The 20,350-nt window shown below is 44.5% G+C and carries 19 protein-coding genes; 6 read left to right on the plus strand and 13 right to left on the minus strand.

Going from position 1 to position 20,350, the window contains the following annotated elements:
- The first annotated feature begins 154 nt into the window (after positions 1-154).
- On the plus strand, positions 155-2,221 hold the full coding sequence (locus IQ457_RS09795) for an ABC-F family ATP-binding cassette domain-containing protein (protein ID WP_200663017.1): 2,067 nt from the start codon (positions 155-157) through the stop codon (positions 2,219-2,221).
- 140 nt (positions 2,222-2,361) lie between these two features.
- On the opposite strand, the gene IQ457_RS09800 is transcribed toward IQ457_RS09795, so the two are convergent.
- Positions 2,362-2,724: a septal ring lytic transglycosylase RlpA family protein gene (locus IQ457_RS09800; RefSeq protein WP_102076714.1), complete on the minus strand. Its 363-nt coding sequence runs from the start codon at positions 2,722-2,724 to the stop codon at positions 2,362-2,364.
- Positions 2,725-3,185: 461 nt separating this feature from the next.
- Here IQ457_RS09800 and IQ457_RS09805 point away from each other — a divergent pair, with 461 nt between their 5' ends.
- Together IQ457_RS09805 and IQ457_RS09810 are read left to right on the plus strand one after the other, a co-directional pair.
- Positions 3,186-4,169: a DnaJ C-terminal domain-containing protein gene (locus IQ457_RS09805; RefSeq protein ID WP_200663018.1), complete on the plus strand. Its 984-nt coding sequence runs from the start codon at positions 3,186-3,188 to the stop codon at positions 4,167-4,169.
- A 143-nt stretch (positions 4,170-4,312) separates the two neighbouring features.
- The gene (locus tag IQ457_RS09810; RefSeq protein ID WP_068407333.1) at positions 4,313-4,636 is read left to right on the plus strand and encodes a chaperone modulator CbpM; all 324 of its coding nucleotides are present in this window, start codon (positions 4,313-4,315) and stop codon (positions 4,634-4,636) included.
- A gap of 130 nt (positions 4,637-4,766) precedes the next feature.
- Here the strand turns inward: IQ457_RS09810 and sstT are convergent, their stop codons facing one another.
- The 3 genes from sstT to IQ457_RS09825 all read right to left on the minus strand — a co-directional run bounded on the left by sstT (position 4,767) and on the right by IQ457_RS09825 (position 8,356).
- Positions 4,767-5,969 (minus strand): serine/threonine transporter SstT, encoded by a 1,203-nt coding sequence (gene sstT, locus IQ457_RS09815; RefSeq protein WP_200663019.1) that lies wholly within the window; start codon positions 5,967-5,969, stop codon positions 4,767-4,769.
- 195 nt (positions 5,970-6,164) lie between these two features.
- A complete protein-coding gene (locus IQ457_RS09820; protein WP_200663020.1) occupies positions 6,165-6,653 on the minus strand; it encodes a DNA polymerase III subunit chi in 489 nt (162 codons plus the stop codon).
- Positions 6,654-6,703: 50 nt separating this feature from the next.
- A complete protein-coding gene (locus IQ457_RS09825) occupies positions 6,704-8,356 on the minus strand; it encodes a leucyl aminopeptidase (protein ID WP_200663021.1) in 1,653 nt (550 codons plus the stop codon).
- 613 nt (positions 8,357-8,969) lie between these two features.
- On the opposite strand from IQ457_RS09825, the gene IQ457_RS09830 reads away from it, so the two are divergent.
- Positions 8,970-10,259, plus strand: coding sequence for an LPS export ABC transporter permease LptF (locus tag IQ457_RS09830; RefSeq protein WP_200663022.1), 1,290 nt, complete (start codon positions 8,970-8,972; stop codon positions 10,257-10,259).
- Positions 10,259-11,500 (plus strand): LPS export ABC transporter permease LptG, encoded by a 1,242-nt coding sequence (gene lptG, locus IQ457_RS09835; RefSeq protein WP_200663023.1) that lies wholly within the window; start codon positions 10,259-10,261, stop codon positions 11,498-11,500. Before IQ457_RS09830 ends, lptG begins: the two co-directional genes overlap by 1 nt.
- A 96-nt stretch (positions 11,501-11,596) precedes the next feature.
- Here lptG and IQ457_RS09840 read toward each other — a convergent pair whose 3' ends face one another.
- The 9 genes from IQ457_RS09840 to recN form a co-directional block, all read right to left on the minus strand.
- The gene (locus IQ457_RS09840; RefSeq protein ID WP_200663024.1) at positions 11,597-12,217 is read right to left on the minus strand and encodes a class I SAM-dependent methyltransferase; all 621 of its coding nucleotides are present in this window, start codon (positions 12,215-12,217) and stop codon (positions 11,597-11,599) included.
- Positions 12,218-12,398: 181 nt separating this feature from the next.
- Positions 12,399-12,737 (minus strand): DUF3817 domain-containing protein, encoded by a 339-nt coding sequence (locus tag IQ457_RS09845; protein ID WP_200663025.1) that lies wholly within the window; start codon positions 12,735-12,737, stop codon positions 12,399-12,401.
- A 44-nt stretch (positions 12,738-12,781) separates the two neighbouring features.
- Positions 12,782-13,720 carry a site-specific tyrosine recombinase XerD gene (gene xerD, locus IQ457_RS09850; RefSeq protein WP_200663026.1) on the minus strand — a complete coding sequence of 313 codons (939 nt, stop codon included), beginning with the start codon at positions 13,718-13,720 and terminating at the stop codon, positions 12,782-12,784.
- A 38-nt stretch (positions 13,721-13,758) separates the two neighbouring features.
- Positions 13,759-14,991 (minus strand): methyltransferase, encoded by a 1,233-nt coding sequence (locus IQ457_RS09855; RefSeq protein ID WP_200663027.1) that lies wholly within the window; start codon positions 14,989-14,991, stop codon positions 13,759-13,761.
- 105 nt (positions 14,992-15,096) lie between these two features.
- Positions 15,097-15,423 (minus strand): sulfurtransferase TusA, encoded by a 327-nt coding sequence (gene tusA / locus IQ457_RS09860; protein ID WP_200663028.1) that lies wholly within the window; start codon positions 15,421-15,423, stop codon positions 15,097-15,099.
- A 76-nt stretch (positions 15,424-15,499) separates the two neighbouring features.
- Positions 15,500-15,979: a hypothetical protein gene (locus IQ457_RS09865; RefSeq protein ID WP_200663029.1), complete on the minus strand. Its 480-nt coding sequence runs from the start codon at positions 15,977-15,979 to the stop codon at positions 15,500-15,502.
- 72 nt (positions 15,980-16,051) lie between these two features.
- Complete coding sequence (gene ruvX, locus IQ457_RS09870) at positions 16,052-16,606, minus strand: Holliday junction resolvase RuvX (RefSeq protein ID WP_207161731.1); 555 nt, start codon at positions 16,604-16,606, stop codon at positions 16,052-16,054.
- Positions 16,607-16,678: 72 nt separating this feature from the next.
- The gene (locus tag IQ457_RS09875) at positions 16,679-17,242 is read right to left on the minus strand and encodes a YqgE/AlgH family protein (protein WP_144296863.1); all 564 of its coding nucleotides are present in this window, start codon (positions 17,240-17,242) and stop codon (positions 16,679-16,681) included.
- 183 nt (positions 17,243-17,425) lie between these two features.
- Positions 17,426-19,105 carry a DNA repair protein RecN gene (gene recN, locus IQ457_RS09880; RefSeq protein ID WP_200663030.1) on the minus strand — a complete coding sequence of 560 codons (1,680 nt, stop codon included), beginning with the start codon at positions 19,103-19,105 and terminating at the stop codon, positions 17,426-17,428.
- Positions 19,106-19,650: 545 nt separating this feature from the next.
- Here recN and ppnP point away from each other — a divergent pair.
- Positions 19,651-19,986 carry a pyrimidine/purine nucleoside phosphorylase gene (gene ppnP, locus IQ457_RS09885; RefSeq protein ID WP_068407914.1) on the plus strand — a complete coding sequence of 112 codons (336 nt, stop codon included), beginning with the start codon at positions 19,651-19,653 and terminating at the stop codon, positions 19,984-19,986.
- Positions 19,987-20,350: the final 364 nt, after the last annotated feature.

The following is a 20,350-nucleotide window of genomic DNA, read 5'->3' on the forward strand; positions in this document are numbered from 1 at the left end:
GTGGTTTTTAGCCGTATAAAGGTTTGAATTTAAAATAGTTATTTAATCGTTTGCCTATGCGTCAAGCGTTTGAAATAATAGCCGCCTGTAAACATGCCAGACGTGTGTTTTTATTGCCTTAAGTTTTATATTATTGTTGAGATGAAGAAATTATATGATCGAATTTAAAGACGTTGGCGTTCGCCGTGATGGTCGTGAGTTGTTTGCAGGGGCAAGCTTTCAGCTCCATCCGGGCCACAAAGTTGGCTTGACGGGCAATAACGGCACCGGTAAATCCACCTTGTTTGCCTTATTATTGACGCAAATGGGCACCGGCGATACCGAAGTGACGCTTGATAGAGGCGAAGTCAGCATTCCAGATAGCTGGCAGGTGGCGCACATGGCGCAGGAAGTCGGGGCGAGCACGCAGACGGCGATAGATTATGTGCTAAGTGGTGATGAGCAGTGGTATGAGATTAATGCGGCGTTAAATGATTTAAGCAGTGTCAGTGACGATCAGATTGGCGTATTGCATCAGCAGTTTGATGAAATTGACGGCTATCGTACGCCGACCAAAGCGGCGCAAATCATGGCAGGTCTTGGTTTTAAGACCAGTCAGCATGAATTGCCCGTTGAAGGGTTCTCGGGTGGTTGGCGTATGCGTTTAAACCTTGCTAAGACCTTGATGAGCCGCGCCGATTTAATGCTCCTTGATGAGCCAACCAACCATTTGGATTTGGACGCCATTCTTTGGCTTGAGACCTGGATTAATGCTTATACCGGTTTGGTGATTGTTATCTCGCACGACCAAGCGTTTTTGGACGCCACCGTCGGGCATATTTTGCACGTCGAACAACAAAAAATCACCCTTTATACAGGTAATTATCAGCAGTTTATCCGTACCCGTCACGAGCGTATGGCGCAGCAGCAGCAAGCGTTTGAGAAGCAACAAGCGACCAAAGCCCATTTGGATGATTTTATTCGTCGTTTCCGTGCCAAAGCCAGTAAAGCCAAACAGGCGCAAAGCCGTATTAAGCAGCTTGAGCGCATGGCGGAGCTGTCGCCGATGATGGCGGACAATCCGTTCTCGTTCCGCTTTTATGAGCCGGCCAATATGAGCTCGCCGCTGATAGAAATGAGCAATGCTGATATCGGCTATAGTGAGACGCCGCTTTTGCATAATGCCAACGTCCAAGTGACGCCCGACACTCGCCTTGGTTTATTGGGGATGAATGGCGCGGGTAAATCGACCTTGATTAAAGCTTTGGTTGGCGAAATTGGTATTTTATCAGGCAGCTATCGCGTCTCTGACACCTTAAAGCTTGGCTATTTTAATCAGCACCAAATGGATACTTTAGACGCCGCAGCGACACCGATGCAAATGCTGCGCCGCCTAGCAGGTAAAACCTCTGATGCCGAGTTGCGCTCGTTCCTTGGTAGTTTTGACTTTCGCGGCGACCGTATCGATACCGCAAGTGAGCTGTTTTCTGGTGGCGAGCGCGCGCGTTTGACTTTGGCATTAATCGTTTGGCAGCGTCCAAACGTCCTTGTCCTCGATGAGCCAACCAACCATTTAGACTTACAAATGCGTCAGGCTTTGACCATCGCCCTGCAAGGGTTTAAAGGGGCAGTGGTGCTGGTATCGCATGATCGCGAGTTGATTGCCAACGTCTGCGACGAGCTGTTTTTAGTGCATGACGGTCAAATCGATGAGTTCGATGGCGATATCAGCGACTACGGTAAATGGCTAGCAGAAAAACGCAAACAAGAAAATGCCTCAGACAAAAATACCGGTAAGAAAAAGAACAAAAAAGACAATAAGAAATCCGTTTCACGTGAAACAGATGCAGGTTCGGCAAACAGTCAAATAACCAAACCATCAGTCAGCCAATCAGATCAAATAAACAGTAAAGCGTCAACTGCACCTGTAAATAATAAAGCCGCTCAGCCTTTAATTAGCAAAGAAGAGCAGCGCAAATTGGCTGCTGAGCAGCGTAAGCTCACCGCACCGATGCGCCGTGAGATTGAAAACACAGAAAAAGCTTTGGCTAAAATTGATGAAAAATTGGCCAGTTTAGAAACCAAGCTTGCCGATACTGAGCTGTACGAAGAAAGCCGCAAGGCTGATTTATTGCTATTGTTAGATGAGCAAACCGCGCTCCAGCAGCAGCATAGCGATAATGAAGAAAAGTTGTTGCTGGCGATGACAAATTTAGAAGAGATGGAAGCGCGTTTTCAATAAAAAGTTGTAAAGGCAAGGTGACAGCGTGATTATTTAAGCGCCTAATATAGTGGCTATATATAGTGACTATAAATATAGGGACTATAAAAACTCGTCGATATAAAAAAAGGGAGAGCCTAAGCTCTCCCTTTTTTATGCCATTATTCCATCCGGTATTTACCATCTCCATAAGACAGTATTTTCATAGTAGTTGTGCAAAGTTCACAGTTTATTTGACCAGCAGCGGCTTTCGATAAATCCAAAATACGACCTTTAATATAAGGTCCTCTATCGGTAATTTTTACGATCACGCTCTGCTTTGTCTTTTTGTTAGTCACTTGTACCTTCGTACCAAACGGCAGCGTCTTATGCGCGGCGGTGAGGGAGTTCATGTTGAAGATACTGCCACTTGCGGTACGTTTACCGTGGAACTTACTGCCATAATAACTGGTGTTGCCGGCAAAAACGGTCGTACTTAACAGCAGCGATAAAGTGATGACTAAAGACTTGATTAAATAAGACATTTAATACCTATTTCTTGTTGATGAGATAGACAGATACTCTTGCCTATGTTATCCATACTCCCTGCGAGTACAAATAATAAAGACATTTTACAAGAAAGAGCTTGTTATACCCTTACAGGTATGTAAAAGAACTACTAAGGTCAAAAGGGCGCTGTTATGCCTGCAAATCTATGATTCACCATTGCTCAATCCTCTTCATCACTCTTTAATTTTGTTAACAATATCTCCATTATTACTTATAAATATAGCCTTTATACTTAAGGTAACTATTTATTTGTCTAACAGTTTGGGTTGGTATTGTTAGCCGTTTATTATTGTTATGATGATACGTAGATGGTAATAACAATGATAACGACCAGACGTTATATGCGTTATATCGCTCTCATACAAACCGGTCCATCGTTTCGTTTACATTGGCATAGCAGTCTTATTCAAAGGCTTTTATATTGAGGAAAAATAACATGGCAGAGAAAAATTACTATGACATTTTGGGCGTCAAAAAAGATGCCAGCGATGCTGAAATTAAAAAGAAATATCGTAAGCTGGTACGCCAATATCACCCTGACGTCAGTGATGATCCAGACGCTGATAATAAAATCGCGGAAATCAATAATGCTTATGAAACCCTCAGGGATAAAGACAAGCGCGCAGAATACGATGCTATGCTAGACAACCCTTTTGCCGGTGCAGGTGCCGCTGGTGGTTTCGGCGGTTTTGGTGGCCAATCGGCTGGTGGACAAGGCGGTTTTCGCTGGGAAGACATCAAAGATCAGTTTGGTGAAGGTGAGGCTTATGGTGGTGGCGGTTTTCGCTTCGATGATATTTTCTCCGCTTTTGGCGGCGGTGCGCGCGGACAATCGCAGCAGGGTGGCTTTAGGTCGCAAAATAGCCAAGGTCAAGACCAACATGCGGAGATTACCGTGGATTTGGCTTCGGTCTATAGCGGCGATGATTATAGCATCAAGCTAAATGTGCCCGTGCGTCAGGCGAATGGTAGTGTCGATTATGAAAATAAAACTCTTAAAATTAAAATTCCTAAGGGCATCACTGACGGCAAACAAATCCGCTTAGCAGGACAAGGGGCTGCTGGTATCGGCGGTGGTAAAAACGGCGATTTATTTTTAAAGGTTAAAATCAGTCACGCTGATAATATCCGCATTGAAGGCGCCGATGTTTATCAAACCGTTAATATTGCGCCTTGGGAAGCGGCGCTCGGTGAAAAAATCACCGTTAATACTCCAGCTGGCTCACTTGGGGTGACGATTCCTAAAAACAGCAAATCAGGTAGCAATTTACGCCTAAAAGGTAAAGGTATTCCTGCGAAGCAAGCCGGCAATCTATATTTGACCTTAAACATCGTCAATCCTGATGTCAGCAGCGAAGCGGCCATAAAAGCTTATGAACAGCTTAAAGAAGCGTTTGCTGATACCAGTATCAGTCGTTAACGGCGGGTATTAACGTCTGATGTTGACAGCTATTATTAACGATTGGTGCTATCAGTTTTTAACTGTGATGAATTATGAATAATCGCCCTGTAATAGAGATAAAGACCATACGATAAAATAAAGCGCAAACGAGGATAATCATTATGAAACATTCGCCTGAATTTACCGACATTATCTTGAGCCTAGATGAGCTTGTATCTGCCTGTGGGCAAGAGCGCCAATGGGTCATCGAATTGCTTGAAGAAAATATTATCGAATATGATGTACCAGAGCGTCAGCAATTTACCGGTTATCAGCTGACAACCGTACGCCGTGCCTCGCGACTCAGCCGCGACTTTGAAGCCAGCGTGCCGGCGATTGGTTTGATACTGGAGTTACTAGATGAGGTTGAGCAGCTGCGCCAATTTAAGCGCCAGCTTGATATGCAGATGCCGGTGATTGAAGTAGACGTCGAGCATTTAAAATAGCCAACGTCTTATTATTATCCATAAAAAAGGGTCTCTAAATGAGACCCTTTATACTATTAAAAATACCGCTTTAAAAATGACGGTTTTTCATTAAAACCAACGTCAATAACTAACAAATAACAACTAACAACTAACGCGCATATTTTGGATCAGCGGCAGCGGTAAATAAGACGTCTGTTGATGAGTTTAAGGCAGTTTCAGCGGAATCTTGTACCACCCCGATGATAAAGCCAATTGCCACCACTTGCATGGCGATGTCGTTTGGAATACTAAATAAGCTCGCAGCTAATGGAATTAAAAGTAGCGAACCACCAGCCACACCAGAAGCGCCGCAAGCACTAATCGTTGCGACCAAACTTAGTAGTAGCGCTGAGGCAAAGCTTACTTCGATACCAAGTGTATGCGCTGCTGCTAGCGTTAAGACGTTAATGGTAATCGCCGCGCCCGCCATATTGATGGTTGCACCTAGCGGAATGGTGACTGAATAAGTGTCTTCGTGTAGACCCAATTTATGCGCAAGGTTCATATTAACCGGAATATTGGCGGCTGATGAACGGGTAAAAAACGCGGTAATCCCCGATTCACGCAGACAAGTAAATACCAGTGGGAAAGGGTTTTTACCCGTCTTAACTAAGACGATAATAGGGTTGACTACTAGCGCAATAAACAACATACAACCGACCAGTACCATCAAGATGCGCGCATAACCTGCTAGGGCGGCAAAGCCTGTCTCAGCGACGGTATTGGCAACCAAGCCTAAAATACCAAATGGCGCTAGCGCAATGACCCATTTGACCACTTGCGAGATGGCATCAGAAAAATCACTGACCACGGCTCGCGCGGTATCGCTGGCTTGACGTAGGGCAAAACCAATGATGATTGCCCACGCTAAAATACCAATATAATTGGCATCAGCGATAGCCTGCACAGGGTTGGCAACCAAATTCATCAGCAAGTTGGTGAGTACTTCTTGCAGGTTAGCAGGGGGTACTTGCTCAATGTTGGCATTGACCAATATTAGCTCGGTAGGGAATAAAAAGCTTGCGCCAACGGCGGTCAGTGCTGCCAAAAAAGTGCCAAACATATACATAATCAACACCGGCTTGACGTACACTTCATTGCCACTGCGATGTTGGCTAATCGCTGCCATGACCAAAATAAAGACCAATATCGGCGCGACTGCTTTTAGCGCGCCGACAAATAGCGTCCCTAATAGGCCCAGCGCAATACCGATATTTGGTGCCAGCCAGCCAATCAAAACGCCTAATATTAAACCGATAATAATAAGCGGCACCAGCCCTATACGCTGGTACATTGCAATCAATGAACGCATCTATACACCCTCGACTTAGACAATAAATATAAAATTTATAATAGAACGGAAAAGTAATCGAAGGATGGTAGCATTTTTTTAAGATAAACGCCTACCTTTAACCAATGCCTACCTAAGCACATAAGGTGAAGTAAAAGTGCGCAATGTGAAAAAATAGAAGTGTTTTTTAGGACGAGAAATAAAGGGATTTTATAGCTAAACCTTAAAATGGGTCAGCTCGTAGCCCAATCGTTGATAGGCTTTGTATTTATACCGACCTTCTTGCGTACTCTCAGGGTCAGGTTTTATCAGCTCAAGCACCCGAGTAGGCTGGGCATTATTGGTCGCTGCCATAAAACGATTGACAGGATGGATGGTGGTATTTAGGACAATACCTTTAAAATCCGCTGGCATATAACTGCTAAGTAAAACAGGGGCTAATGCCTCGTTATTCTCTTGCACAGATTTGCTAGCATCTTTAGGCTCAGAAATAGTAGCGTGCAAAAGTCGCTGATGCGGTATAAAGCTTGCGGCATCATATGACCATAGCGCCTCATCAAGTGTCGATAGCAATTCATCATCTTTATCAATGAGAATCAACAGCGACTGAGCGCTTTTATTCAGCGCGGTTTGGGTCAATTGACAAATAAAGCCCAAGATATCTTGGGCTTTACTCTCACTTAAAATATAAAAACTGATATTCATAAATTCATTTTCATAAATTGGTATTTTACCAATGGATTATTAATAGCAGATTAGGCATTGTTTGCGCTGTTTTTGAGGTATTGCATAAATAGCGGAACAGGGCGACCAGTTGCTGCTTTGTCTTTACCTGAGTTCCATGCCGTACCAGCGATATCCAAATGCGCCCATGCTTGACCTTCTTCAACGAAGCGCGATAAGAAGCAAGCAGCTGTGATAGCCCCGCCACCTTTACCACCGATGTTTTGCATATCAGCGATAGGCGAGTCAAGCTGTGTTTGATACTCATCATCTAACGGCATATGCCAGATTAAATCGCCCGATAAATGACTGGCGTTTTCTAATTCAAATAACACGTCTTCGTCATTACTAAATACCGCTGAGCGCACGTGACCTAAGGCAACCACACAAGCGCCGGTCAACGTTGCCACATCGATGATGGCTTTTGGCTGATAGCGCTGGACGTAGCATAACGTATCGGCCAACACCAAACGACCTTCGGCATCGGTATTTAAGATTTCAACCGATTTGCCATTCATGGCTTTGACAATATCGCCTGGGCGCGTGGCATCACCTGATGGCATGTTTTCCGCACAAGCAAGCGCACCAACGACGTTAATCGGGAGACGCGCTTCACATAAAGCTTTAATCGTACCAAGTACCGATGCTGAACCGCCCATATCAAATTTCATCTCATCCATCGCCGCACCAGGTTTGATTGAGATACCGCCTGAATCAAAGGTCACGCCCTTACCGACTAAGACGATAGGCGCATCATCATTGACAGTTTTTACATCGCTGTTTTTGTCAGATTTTTTACTAGCAGCTTTGGTCGGTAATTTATCCGCCAAGGCTTTTAGACCGCCTGTTACTTTTGCACCACTATTGGCGATTTTGTTAGCGCCGACTTTAGCGCTAAAGTTAGATTTACCGCGGTACTCTAACAATACCAATTTGCCTTCTTTGGCTGAACCTTGGGCAACCGCTAAGAAGCAGTTCATACCCAGCGCTGACATCTCATCTTCACCCAAGACGGTGACTTTTAATAAGTCAGGATAAGCTTTAGCAAGCGCTTCGGCTTGTTCGGCCATGTAAGCAGGGAAACAGATATTGCCCGGCTCATTGGCGACATCACGGGTCAAGCTTTGACCAGCGAATACCGCTTCGGCAAATGTTAACGCAGCTTCTAATGACTCGTCAGCCAATAAATAGATGTCGGTTAAAACAGGCGTGCTTTGTTCAGATTTGTATTTATCAAAACGGTAGCTTGCTGCCAATAAATTAAGGGCAAACTGGCTGAAATGATTTTCTTCTAAAGCATCACCTAAAGCAACGGTGATAGAGTCAACACGTTTTTGCGTGCTTTGATAGATGGTATTGGCGATTTTTTGCAATACGCTGTGACCAAGCTTATCAAGATTACCCACACCAACGAGTAATAGCTGTACTGGGTTTTCTTTCGTGGTTTTCTTGTCGCCAGCGAGCGCATAATCAGCGACGGTTTCGCAGGCTTTACCATTAAAATGTGATACTTCCATCAATTGCGCAATACGGCTTTGATAATCGCTCAATTGCGCTTCAGCTAAGATGTTTTTCTTATCATCGATGAGCACCACAAGACAGGCAGCGTCTTTACTTTTGGCTTCTTTTTTAAGTATTTTTTGTGTATGGGTTTTTGGCAGGGTTTGCGTTAATTTAATATTCATATAGTTATCCTTATTAGAGTTATGAAATGACGTATTTTATTAATGTATTCGTGCTTTTTAAAATAATACTTTTTAAATGCCGTTACTTATGCAGCTAGCACAATAGTGTAGCATATTGCGAGGCGAGTGCGCAGCGAGCGCGGCGTCGCTATCCATATAGCAATTCTATATTTTTTTGAATCGACTACCTATTTATTTGTGCTGTTTAAAGTATTTGTACCATTTAAATTTGGCAGAAACAGTAGTTTAGCAACAAAACCTAAAAAAGCGCGGCAAAGGATACCAAGGACAAACAAACTTTGCTAAATAGTATAAAGCAAACATACGGCGTAAATAGTTAACAGATTCATCCATAGATTAAGGTATTCTTATAAATAATTTACGCTGTAGGCTTTGTTAGTTTTAGCTATTATGAACCAAACAATCAAGGCTTATAGCAAGATGCATGCAATGTTTTCCAACACATTTCACAGCCATTTTTGAGCAAAATATGCTAGGATTAGCGGTTATCTTTATCGCTACTGTTTATAACATAGCGCCAGTCAAACTGCGCTAAATTGTGCGCATACCAACCTTTTTCTAAAGAGTGCCTATTGTGATATTACGCCGCTATATGACTCAACAAGTTGCCTCAACGACCGCTTTGGTGTTGGGGTTTTTAGTGGTGATGATGCTCGGCGGCCGCTTAATCCGTTATTTCGGTATTGCCGCAGAAGGCAATTTAGACATCAGTTTATTATTTACCATCATTGGTTATAATTTACCCTACTTCTTAGAGCTTATCCTGCCATTGGCATTTTTTATCGCACTCATGCTAGTATTCGGGCGCTTATACGTCGACCAAGAGATGGCGGTGATTAATGCCAGCGGCGTGTCGCGTGGTAAGCTTGGACGTTTGATGACGCCGCTGATATTGGCATTATTTGTTGGAGAGGCGGCCTTATCTATTGTTGGAAAACCGTGGGGCGTACGCTCATCGGAGAGCGTGTGGCAACAGCAAGCGTTGACCAGTGCTTTTGATTTGATACGTCCCAATCAGTTTATCAGTAGTGGCAATTATCATTTATATGTCGGCAGCTTGAGCGATGATAAAAAACAATTGCAAGATGTGATATTGATTCAATCTGAGCCTAAAGCCAAAGGCAGTACGGCGAAAAACGCGGCCGCTGATGTAAATAATAATATCGACCCAGAAACCGCTGAGCAATTAAATATCCCAGAGCTGCCAAACGCGCTTATAAGCAACAATGCTATCAGTAAAGATACCATTACCCTTGCCAAACGCGCTCAGCAAGTAGATACCGGCAGTAGCGGCGTTACTCAACTAGATTTGTTCCAAGGTCGCCGTTATGAAGTCGGCGCAGGCAGTCTAAAATACAACCAAGTGGGCTTTGATCGCTACCGTATCACCTTGACCGAATCCTCCAAAGAGGTCATCACCGAAGCCAATATCGAAACCCAAGCGATAGGCCCATTATGGCAAGCCGCAACGGGCAGTACAGCAGTAAATAGTGAAAACGCACTTCGAGCGGCGCAAGGGGAGCTTGGCTATCGTCTGGCTTTGCCTTGGCTCATGATTATCGCACCGATGCTCGCCGTGCCACTGGCGCAAGTACGTCCGCGCCAAGGTCGCTGGTTGCGTCTATTCCCATCGATTTTATTGTTTGTCAGCTGTGCGCTTGGCATTATTTCACTCAAAAACGCGGTAAGCAAAGGCAGTGTTAGCGTTTGGGCGTATGCATGGCTGGTTTTAGGGTTTATGGCATTAGCGCTTTATATGAATTGGGGCAGCCGCGTCCAGCATCGTTTGCGCTTTCGCAAACCAGATGAGCTGTTAACCGTTAGCGAGCATCAAGGCAATATTGACCATAAAAGTAATGGCTCACAAGGAGGACAATCCTAATGAGCGCTTTATTCTCTAAATCATCAAATTCTAATTCATCAAAGCCAAATTCGCCCAGCCCTAAGCTAAAACTTGCGCCAAAACCAACCAATCTAAAGGTGCTGAGCCGTTACGTCAAGCTTAATGCTTTGCTCGCCATCATCGGCGCGGTTATAGGCTTGTGGGCATTGCAGCTGGTATTTTCTTATTTGTCTGAGCTGGATTCGTTAGATGATAACTATACGATGGGCGAGGCGATTAAATATATTTTTTATCGCTCGCCGTACTTCTTAGAGCAATTTATCCCAACGGGTGCGTTACTTGGTGCGGTGGTTGGTTTGGGTTTACTAGCCAATAAAAGCGAGCTGGTCGTTATGCGCGCCGCTGGCGTCAGCGTTTATCGTATCGTCAGTTGGGTATTGCAACCGGCCTTGATTTTTGTGCTATTGGCATTGGTGATTAATCAGTTTGTCCTACCGCATTCTAATCAATTAGCGCAAGAAATTAACGATCAAGACAATAGCTCGCTTGTCACCTCGGTACGCGGTTATTGGACAGTACAGCCACGCTTTGAGAGTACAAAAGACGGCAGTGCCAAGCCAGATGGCAGCGATATTTTGTATATCGATTATGCCGATGTGCAAGGCAATATCGGCGAAGTTAAACGTTGGCATTTAGACAATAATGGCAATCTGCAAACTGCTATTCATGCCGAGGGCGGCAAATATATCGGCCGCGAAGCAATAGATACTAATAGCAGCAAACCGAGCGAGCAATATCGTTACGAGTGGCAGCTGAATAATATGACCAAGCTGATGATTGGTCAGGGCTTTGAGAGTAGCCAAGCTATCGCACCGTCAGATACCTTGAGTTTGCCCTTCGCGCCTGAGTCGGTGTATTTACTCACTCGTAAGGCCGAAGATTTGTCATTGACTCAATTATATGAGCATCGCCAATTTATGCGCCAGCAAGGCACGCGCTCGTTAAGTCATGAGTTGGCCTTTTGGCAAAAGCTGCTGTCACCATTATCGATTTTATCGCTAGTGATTGTTGCCTGTTCATTCGTCTTTGGCTCACTACGTACGCATAGCTTGGGCTTACGCATCGTCGTGGCATTGCTATTTGGCTTGCTGTTTAGTTATGTGCAAGACTTGGTTGGCTTTGTCTCATTGGCGACTGGTTTTTCGCCGTTATTAATGGTGCTATTACCGATTATCGCCAGTGCGATATTGGGCGGGTATTTGTTGAAGCGGCAAATATAATTGTAAAAATATAGTTCTAAAAATTTAGGTAAAAAAACCCGCTAACACATCATCGTGTTAGCGGGATTTTTTGTGCAGCTTTTAAGTTGCTTAAGCTTAGTCTTTGGTCGCCATGGTAATGGTATAGGTTTTACCTTGTTTAACCTTTTCGCTATTGCCAAAGACTTCGGTAAACGAGCGCTTCATAAACTGACGTAAACCATTGATTGTCACTACATAAAAACGCCCACCTTGACGCATGCGCGCATAAGCATCAAGGAAATACAGATAATGCTGCTCTTTGCCGACTTTAGCGGGCAAGTTCGACATCACAAGGCTAAAGTCTTTGTCTTTTGCCACATGGTTAAAGCCATTTGATAAATGTACATCGACATTCTTTAGACCGTTTTTCTCGCAATTCAAGCGCGCATATTCTACCGCCATAAAATCCTTATCAATTAAGGTATGCTGACCATTCGGGCATTCACGCGCCGCCGTCATCCCAAGCACGCCATAACCACAGCCCAAATCGATCGAATCATCGTCCGCTTGAAAATCCACGTAATCAAGCAGCATCAAGCTACCATCATCGAGCTTTTGCGGTGAAAAAATACCCCACGTGGTCGCAAAATCAAACGGCTTGCCCAGCACATCTTGGCGAAAATGAATGTCTTCACGCCAGTGTTCGGCGCTTTTTAATAGGTCAGCAGGAGGCTTATGGTTTAATGGGTGGCTCATGGGATTCTCGGATAGTAGATAGGTAAAAGGTTAATAAGCTATGGCAGGTATTGTAACGAGAAAAGGGCAGGTTTGCAGCTAGGGATTGATAGAATTGTAGCAAGGGTTGAAGAAAAGAAGTAGGGTGCGCCTAGCGCACCTTAATCAAGACAATATCTAACATGGATACGCAAGGCGCATTCTACTTCCTCAAACTTTTCTTTAATAAATGATCAAATATAAACGGACCAAATGGTAAAAATGAGCCGAGCACACCTGCAGGCATTGCCCATAGCGGCATTTTTATTTTGCTCGTTGCAATCAGTAGCATCAAAATATAGGCGATAAACAATGCCCCATGCGCCATACCGATATATTTCACGGCTTCAGTAACACCCATCATATATTTTAGTGGCATGGCGATACCAAGCAATAATAAAAAAGACGTGCCTTCTAGATAACCCATGATGGTCAGGTTTTTGAGGGCAGAATTTTGCCCTTTTGTTAGGGTAGGCAGAGTAGATGGCTGAGCTTGCAACACGTTATATTCCTTTTACAATCATCAATAAATCTTTAATTTCAGTTTTAACCGCGCGGATGATGCTCGGCATGCAGCTTTTGTAATCTCGCCGTCGCCACATGGGTATAAATCTGCGTGGTTGATAAATCACTGTGCCCCAGTAATAACTGCACGCTACGCAAGTCTGCGCCGTGATTGAGCAAATGAGTGGCAAAGGCGTGACGTAAGGTATGTGGTGATAATTCTTTATCAATGCTGGCAACTTTGGCGTATTTTTTTAATAGATACCAAAAGTTCTGCCGTGTCATATAGCCGCCTTGCGCGGTCAAAAATACTGCTTGGCAATTACCCGATTTCAAATGCGCAATCAAATCACCACGAGCATGCGTTAGATAATCTTCTAGCGCATCGCTTGCATATTCGCCGAGTGGCACCAGTCGGGTTTTATTGCCTTTACCGGTAATTTGTAGCCAACCAGCGTTTAGATTGACTTGTTCTAATGATAGATTAATCAGCTCACTGACGCGCAGACCGCACGCATAGAGCACCTCTAACATGGCTTTATCACGCAGTCCGAGTGCGGTGCTAGTGTCAGGCGCGGCGAGGAGATTGTCGACATCGGCCTCGCTCAAATCCTTTGGCAGTGGACGACCTAATTTGGGGCTTTTGATACGCTCGCAAGGATTGTCTTCGCGCAGATTACTGGCAATCATCCAAAGGTAGAACTGGCGCAAGCTTGAGAGCATACGTGCTTGCGTGCGCGGCGTTTTGCCCTCGATGGTAAGGGTTGATAAACAGTGCAGCACGTCTTCAGGCTGCCATTTTGTCAGCGCGATAGGATTGGTCAACTCGCAAGAACGCAAGTCGCGCACATAAGCGTTACGCGTCCGCGTTGCAAGTCCACGGGCAAGCATTGCTTGCCGAAACTCAGTGATGTAAGCTGGCTCGTCATCGATGGCGAGCGCTTTAGGTTGGCGCTGTTGCACAGCACGGTCGCGGCTCATAATTTGATACTCAATGATTAATTATCAATTATTAAAGATTAGGCAGGTTCTAAACACCATAACGAAGTGACCTCGCTACTCCTCGCTGCATATAGCGGATCAGACTCATCCTGACTGCGACCATGCTTAGGTTTGGTATCAAGCCGGTATTTCACTTTCAGACCACTATCAAAAAACCAGCTTAATAATTCCTCACGAGTGCGCAGGTGCAGGTGCTCAGCCAAATCCGACAGAATCAACCAGACTTCTCCATGCTCGACTAAATGAGTTTTCGCGCTTTGCAAAAACCCACACAGCATTTTGCTATTGGCATCATAAACGGCATACTCTAATGGCGAGCTTGGCTTAGCAGGCAACCAAGGCGGATTACAGACAATTAAATTGGCGAGCGGAGCATCCGTTGGATACAGATCCGCTTGCTGCAACTGCACATTAGCTAATTCTAATCGCGTAAAATTTTCGCTGGCACAGGTTAAAGCTCGCGGATTTAAGTCGGTGGCAATTACCTGTTTGACACCGCGCTGCGCCAAGATAATTGCCAGCAAGCCAGTGCCCGTACCGATATCATAAGCAACATCACAAGTATCTGGCAGTGGCGCATCGAGTAATAGCTGTACATATTCATGGCGGGTTGGGGCAAAGACACCATAATGCGGGAATATTGATAAATCTAAACCATCAATCGGAACGCCTTTTTCGCGCCACTGCGCTGCACCAAGCGCTCCTTGTAAGTCACGAAACGACAGCACATACGACTCATTCAGTTCATTATCCAACTGACCAAAAGCAGCTATGCAAGCTGCACTCATATCAGGGGCGCGGCGTAATTGGCTGACATAATTGGCATCAAGCTCGAGTAGCAGACGGCTTAATATGCGCGCACGCTGGGCTTGCAATTGGCGCTGCTGATGAAATAAGTTAGGAATGTCTTTGAATAACTCTGAAGATTTATCTACATTTTTATTGGATTTCGCAGATTGATTTGCTGCTTTTTTCATTTTACGTAGCTCAGAGCGCTCATTGGTACGCTCGATGCGTCGATTGAGCGCTTGTAGCAATTGCCGTGCATTATGAAAGTCACCGTGCCACAGTAGTGAAGTGCCTTCGCAAGCCAAACGGTAAGCCTCATCGGCGGTCGTTTTATCATCGACCAACACAATACGCGCAGGTGGCGCATGATTGCTTTCCGACACCCAAAGTGCTTGATGTAACGTCTCGCTGCCGTCTTTGTTTTCGAGCCACTGCACATACTGCTTTTGGGGTGCTAACATGCTATCTACCTTTAATTTGTGAATGATATGTTTCGTACAAAGCAAAGATATCTGGATGCTATGAGTGCGCGGATGCTATGAGTGCTTTAAGCTTAATTAAATGCTTTAAGCATTCTTTTTCTTGACCAAATACCGATAAAGGGTGGCGTTAATAGGCGCATCATCATCGTCCGCAATTGTGATTTCATCCGGATCAACATTTAAAGGCACATTTTCAGCAAGCGTTTCTTGCTTTACAAGCTCGTGCCCCAAGTGACGGCAAAAATTAGGAATATCGCGAGTGGTCGCAGGATCTGTAGCGAGTATCTCAATCACTGCGCCAGCTTCGGCATTACGTATGGTTCGATGTAGCATCATCACCGGCTCAGGGCAAATCAGCCCTTGGGTATCTAAATGATGTTGAATGGTACTATCAGATGTTGAAGTTGTCATAGTCGTTTTTTAAATCAATAAAATATGGTGAATGTTTTCAGTTCTTTATTAGTGATGGCATTTTTATCAGGAAGTTTTATGTTTCTTTAACATTTTCAGACGTTTCTTCAGCGTCTAAAAAGTTAAAAAAGCGCTTAAAGCTCACCTTAAATAAAAACGCCACCCCAAGCCAACATGCCAAACCTAACCAAGCAGTATCAGCAAATAATAGCCCGCCAAGTAATATAACCGTCGATACACCAATACTCATGGCAATCATTGACGGCTGATTTAAGCGATAACGATAAATAACCAAGGCATCATAGATAGTAATAGGAATCGTAAGCGCCACCAAAGCGTAGGGCAAGTTATAGAAGAGTTGATACAGCAGCTGATTGTCATGAAAGGCCTTGATACTGGCAATGGTGCCAAAGACCATAAAGGCGAGGATAGCAGCATAAATAAGATAAATCGCTATCTGGTTTGCTCGCTGAGCGCCTTTGATACGTGCAATCGCGAGCGGTGCAAAGCCACGTTGCGACTTGTTTTGCAAAGATTGGTCTGAGACAGTGGTCATATTAATCAGTCATTTATTCGTTTAGACGATATAAAAAAAGAGGGGGAGGTTAGTCATGGCTTTACCCTACTATTAATCCGCTTTAATGGCGTCGATAGCGATACTGCTACTCGGATCAGCAAAATACGTCGACATTAGGATACAAGCGGAGATATCATCAATCGGATCGCGCTCGTTTTGAATCCAGCCGTTTTCCCACGCAATTTCGCGTGCTGCTACTGAGGTCAGGCGTTCATCACAGAGAGAGACAATGACGGGTAAACGCTGCTCCATAATTCTATGCGCCAACCGACGAGCAAATTTGTGCGCCCGCTTGGACAGCATTGAGCTGCTCCCATCCATGTTTAATGGTAATCCGATCACCACTTTTGCCACGCCCCAAACTTTGATAATACCAAGCAGGTTGTCCCAATCCGGCTGACCATTATTCATCGCCAAAATATCAAAGGCACGTGCCGTCTCGGTAATAGAGTTGCCTAGCGCCATGCCCATCTTTTTGACGCCATAATCGAGCGCCAAAATAAGATGCGGCTTAATCGTTGGCTCTGTAGCGCTATCAGCATTTATAACGTCTGTGCTATCAGTAGTTATAGCGCCCGCGCTATCTGCAAGAATACTATTGACCATAATTTGAGGTACTTCCTGTTTCTGTCATCATTAAGCAAATGCTGCTCAGTATATAGCACTTAATATATAACGCTAGGCATGACCAATATCGCTGCTCAAATAGTCAAAATTAACGCCAATCTTATCGGCAGCGATTTGCCAGCGTTCTGCAAATGGCGTATCAAACAATAAGTTTAAATCAGCCGGGCAGACGAGCCAGTCGCCACTCGCAAGTTCTTGGTCGAGCTGTTTTTTACCCCAGCTGGCATGACCTAAGCACAGCTGATAATGCCCAACACCTTGACCGGCGGCGATGCGTTTTAGAATATCTTGACTGGTAGTAATACAGACGTTTTCTGATATGGCGAAAGAAGACGCCCATTCTGGTTGACCGGTGTGCAAGACAAAACCGACTTCTGGATACATAGGACCCCCTTCTAGCGCCATATCTTCCATTACTTGCGGATCGGTCACTTCGATACCTAAGTCTTCTAGCAGTTTGCCGACGCGCGCTTGCTCTATCGGACGATTGACCATCAGACCGAGCGCCCCATGTTTATCATGGCGACAGATATAAATCAGCGCCTGCTCAAACCGTGGGTCTGACAGCTCGGGCGCCGCGATTAAGAAATGATGGGTCAAATTGGCTTTAGACATAGAAACAAACGCAACCTAATATTAAAGGTGAAATTATCAAGAGGATAGACCACTATATGGCGTTTAGGTGTAAAAAATCAACTAAAGCAAATGTTTAGCGATTATTTGTGAGTAATTTGCTATTAATCATTTAGCTGCCAACCATTTCATAACCATCAATCAATAGCCATCAATCAATAATCATTATTTAACATCGCTTAATAAGCTACGCGCATGGTCACGGGTGACATCCGTGATGGTCACCCCGCCAGACATACGGGCCAGCTCATCGACTTGCGCGCTATCGGTTAAGATTAATAGCTCGCTTTCGGTTTGCTCATCATGATGTTTTTGTACCAAGATATGCTGATGCGCTTGCGCCGCAACTTGTGCTTGGTGGGTAATGGCCAATAGCTGCTGCGTCTGCCCAAGCGCGCGTAACAGCTCACCAACCACTTGCGCCGTACCGCCACTGATACCAACATCCACTTCATCAAAGACGAGCATTGGCTTGGCAGCATTATTATTAGCATTGGTCGCTTGCAGAACTTGCATCACCAGTGCCATCCGCGACAGCTCACCACCTGAGGCAATTTTATGTAGCGGCTGCATGGGCATACCGACGTTGGCGCTAAACAACAAATCGATATCATAGCAGCCTTGACCATTATACTGGTTAGGATCGGTCTTTTTGGTAAAGACAAACTCGCAGCGCGCATTTGGCAGGGCAAGCGGTTGTAATTGCGCAATCAGCTGTTTACTGACTTTTGGCGCCGCTTTTGAGCGCTGTTTATTAAGCTCAGTGGCAAGTGACAAATACTCTTGCCATGCTTGCTCGATTTGCGCTGCTATCGCATCGCTACTTGGCTGGTTTTCTAACTGTTCTAATTGCGCTTGCCACTGCTTTGCTTCATCAATCAAATCGCTTGCGGGCAAGCCATGCTTACGCGACAAGCGGTGCCCAAGACTGATTAAGCTATCGAGTGTTTGCAAGCGCTCAGGGTCGGGTAATTGCTGCTCAGCATAATCCGATAGTAAGCCTGTGACCTCAGTGATTTGCTGCTGCGCCAAATGCAACTGTTCGGACGCCTGCTCAAAGGTTTGACTGACGCCCATTTGATTGTCGCAAAGCTTAATCGCTTGCCCGAGCAAGGTCATGACATCCGGCTCATCAGTGTCATTATCGAGCAGGTGCAAGCCGTGACTGGCTTCCGTCATCAACGCTTCGATATTAGACAGCTCTTCGTGCTCCGCTTCAACTTCTGCATAATCAACCGCGAGTAGCGGCGCAATGTCAGCAAGCTGGCTTTGCAACAATTGAATGCGATCTTGACGCTGAGCTTCGCGGCTGGCGATATCATCAGCGCGGCGTTTGAGCTGCTGATAAGCTTGATAGCTGCTGGTCGTTTGTACAGCAAGTGGCGTGATTTGTGCCATCTCGTCAAGCCATTGCACCACAAATTGTGGCTTTAGTAAGGCTTGCTGAGCATGTTGACTATGAATGTTTACCAATAAAGCGCCTAAGCTTTTTAATTCCGCTAAGCTGACCGGCGTGCCATTTAACCAGGCTTTAGAGCGGCCTGTATTACTAAGCTGACGGCGAATCAGGACTTCAGGTTCTTCTAAAGAGCGCTCGTTTTTGGCAAACCATTCTGCCACGACGTCATTATTTTCTACATCAAACTGCGCATAGATATCAGCATATGCCGCGCCGTGCCTGACCATGGCACTATCAGCGCGCTCGCCTACGCACAAAGACAGCGCATCTAGTAATAATGACTTGCCAGCACCTGTCTCACCGGTGATGACATTGAAGCCTTCAGCCATGCTCAGCTCATGCTGAGCAATCAATGCAAACTGCTGTAAAGTTAATGATACGAGCATCAACGCCTCTCATGGCAGACAATAAATATCAGCAATTAGGCTGATTTTTAGGTCTACAATAGGATAAGTAAAGAAAAACAGCTTTGGTATATGGTGCTAATAAGATAAAGACAATTGGCAAATATTATGGTGGCAAAAGGTAGGAAATACAAATTTTAAAGGTAATCAAAGCTAGGTATTCATTTAACAATAAGCGCAACTTTCCTAGTCGCTGTAACAAACTTTATAGATATAATGTGGTAGCATAATCTCACATAATGATAAACTCTTACCACCAGATTTTCATACAATCTGCTATCTATGATGTTTCTAGTAAAAGACGAGAGGTGAGTTCATGCTAGATAAAGTAAGCGTTTCATCATTACTTTCCATAGTGTATTCTCTATGCGAGTCTTTATTTGGTTAACAGTTGTATCGAGCTAAATATAGAGTGAATCGTCAAAAAGTTGTAATAGAACTGTCATTTAAGCGATGAGTTATTCTGCTATTTAGTTTTTCAATTTGGTCTTTTAGTTTGGCAATAATTATTTGATAAGGAAGCCACTATGACAGCGGCGCAATTTACCAATGTAACAGTCAATGCTCAAGCCACGATATCCTACGACGGTCGTTGCTCAAGCCATACCATTATGTTTGAGGACGGTCGCCATAAAACGCTCGGGGTTATTTTGCCTTGCGACAATTTGGTTGAGCACTATCACTTTAGCACCAATACTTCGGAGCGCATCGAAATCATCAGCGGTGAGTGTGAGGTCAAAATAAACGGTGAGGAAGAATTTAGCTACTACCGCGCAGGACAGTCATTCGTGGTCGAAGGCAATAGTGGTTTTAATTTGCGCACAGAAGAAATCGTGCAGTATATCTGTCATTTAGAAGGTTAAGCTGGCTAAAAAATCATACGATTAAAGGTGTCAAAAGACAACTTGCCCCACCTTTAAATAAACAAGTTAAAAGAAATAAACCTTATGCGAAGGTTTATTTCTTTTTTTTGGCAATTATTTTAATAATTTTTCGTTTCGCTACGCGTTAATTGCTACAATTATCGTTATATAGGCGGTCCGCTACAAAATGAACATAGAGTTACTGGCATTCATTTTGCGCAGCCTCTGTCTGCGTAGGCATAGCAAGCGAGGAAAATGAATACCAGTAATGAATACCAGTAGCGCGTTATCATATTTGTACTGATTTTATTTAGGACTAACTGTATTTCCTATTTTTTATCGCCGTACGCGATACCACTTTTAT

It is taken from the genome of Psychrobacter sp. M9-54-1 (genome assembly GCF_016613355.1).
Lineage (GTDB): Bacteria > Pseudomonadota > Gammaproteobacteria > Pseudomonadales > Moraxellaceae > Psychrobacter > Psychrobacter faecalis.

Bases quoted from the DNA above. Each gene is read 5' to 3' on its own strand.
- IQ457_RS09800 (WP_102076714.1), bottom strand. From the start codon at position 2,724: ATGTCTTATTTAATCAAGTCTTTAGTCATCACTTTATCGCTGCTGTTA.
- recN (WP_200663030.1), bottom strand. From the start codon at position 19,105: ATGCTCGTATCATTAACTTTACAGCAGTTTGCATTGATTGCTCAGCAT.
- IQ457_RS09825 (WP_200663021.1), bottom strand. From the start codon at position 8,356: ATGAATATTAAATTAACGCAAACCCTGCCAAAAACCCATACACAAAAA.
- IQ457_RS09810 (WP_068407333.1), top strand. From the start codon at position 4,313: ATGAAACATTCGCCTGAATTTACCGACATTATCTTGAGCCTAGATGAG.
- sstT (WP_200663019.1), bottom strand. From the start codon at position 5,969: ATGCGTTCATTGATTGCAATGTACCAGCGTATAGGGCTGGTGCCGCTT.
- IQ457_RS09855 (WP_200663027.1), bottom strand. From the start codon at position 14,991: ATGTTAGCACCCCAAAAGCAGTATGTGCAGTGGCTCGAAAACAAAGAC.
- xerD (WP_200663026.1), bottom strand. From the start codon at position 13,720: ATGAGCCGCGACCGTGCTGTGCAACAGCGCCAACCTAAAGCGCTCGCC.
- ruvX (WP_207161731.1), bottom strand. From the start codon at position 16,606: ATGGTCAATAGTATTCTTGCAGATAGCGCGGGCGCTATAACTACTGAT.
- lptG (WP_200663023.1), top strand. From the start codon at position 10,259: ATGAGCGCTTTATTCTCTAAATCATCAAATTCTAATTCATCAAAGCCA.
- ppnP (WP_068407914.1), top strand. From the start codon at position 19,651: ATGACAGCGGCGCAATTTACCAATGTAACAGTCAATGCTCAAGCCACG.
- IQ457_RS09805 (WP_200663018.1), top strand. From the start codon at position 3,186: ATGGCAGAGAAAAATTACTATGACATTTTGGGCGTCAAAAAAGATGCC.
- IQ457_RS09820 (WP_200663020.1), bottom strand. From the start codon at position 6,653: ATGAATATCAGTTTTTATATTTTAAGTGAGAGTAAAGCCCAAGATATC.
- IQ457_RS09795 (WP_200663017.1), top strand. From the start codon at position 155: ATGATCGAATTTAAAGACGTTGGCGTTCGCCGTGATGGTCGTGAGTTG.
- tusA (WP_200663028.1), bottom strand. From the start codon at position 15,423: ATGACAACTTCAACATCTGATAGTACCATTCAACATCATTTAGATACC.
- IQ457_RS09840 (WP_200663024.1), bottom strand. From the start codon at position 12,217: ATGAGCCACCCATTAAACCATAAGCCTCCTGCTGACCTATTAAAAAGC.
- IQ457_RS09875 (WP_144296863.1), bottom strand. From the start codon at position 17,242: ATGTCTAAAGCCAATTTGACCCATCATTTCTTAATCGCGGCGCCCGAG.
- IQ457_RS09865 (WP_200663029.1), bottom strand. From the start codon at position 15,979: ATGACCACTGTCTCAGACCAATCTTTGCAAAACAAGTCGCAACGTGGC.
- IQ457_RS09830 (WP_200663022.1), top strand. From the start codon at position 8,970: ATGACTCAACAAGTTGCCTCAACGACCGCTTTGGTGTTGGGGTTTTTA.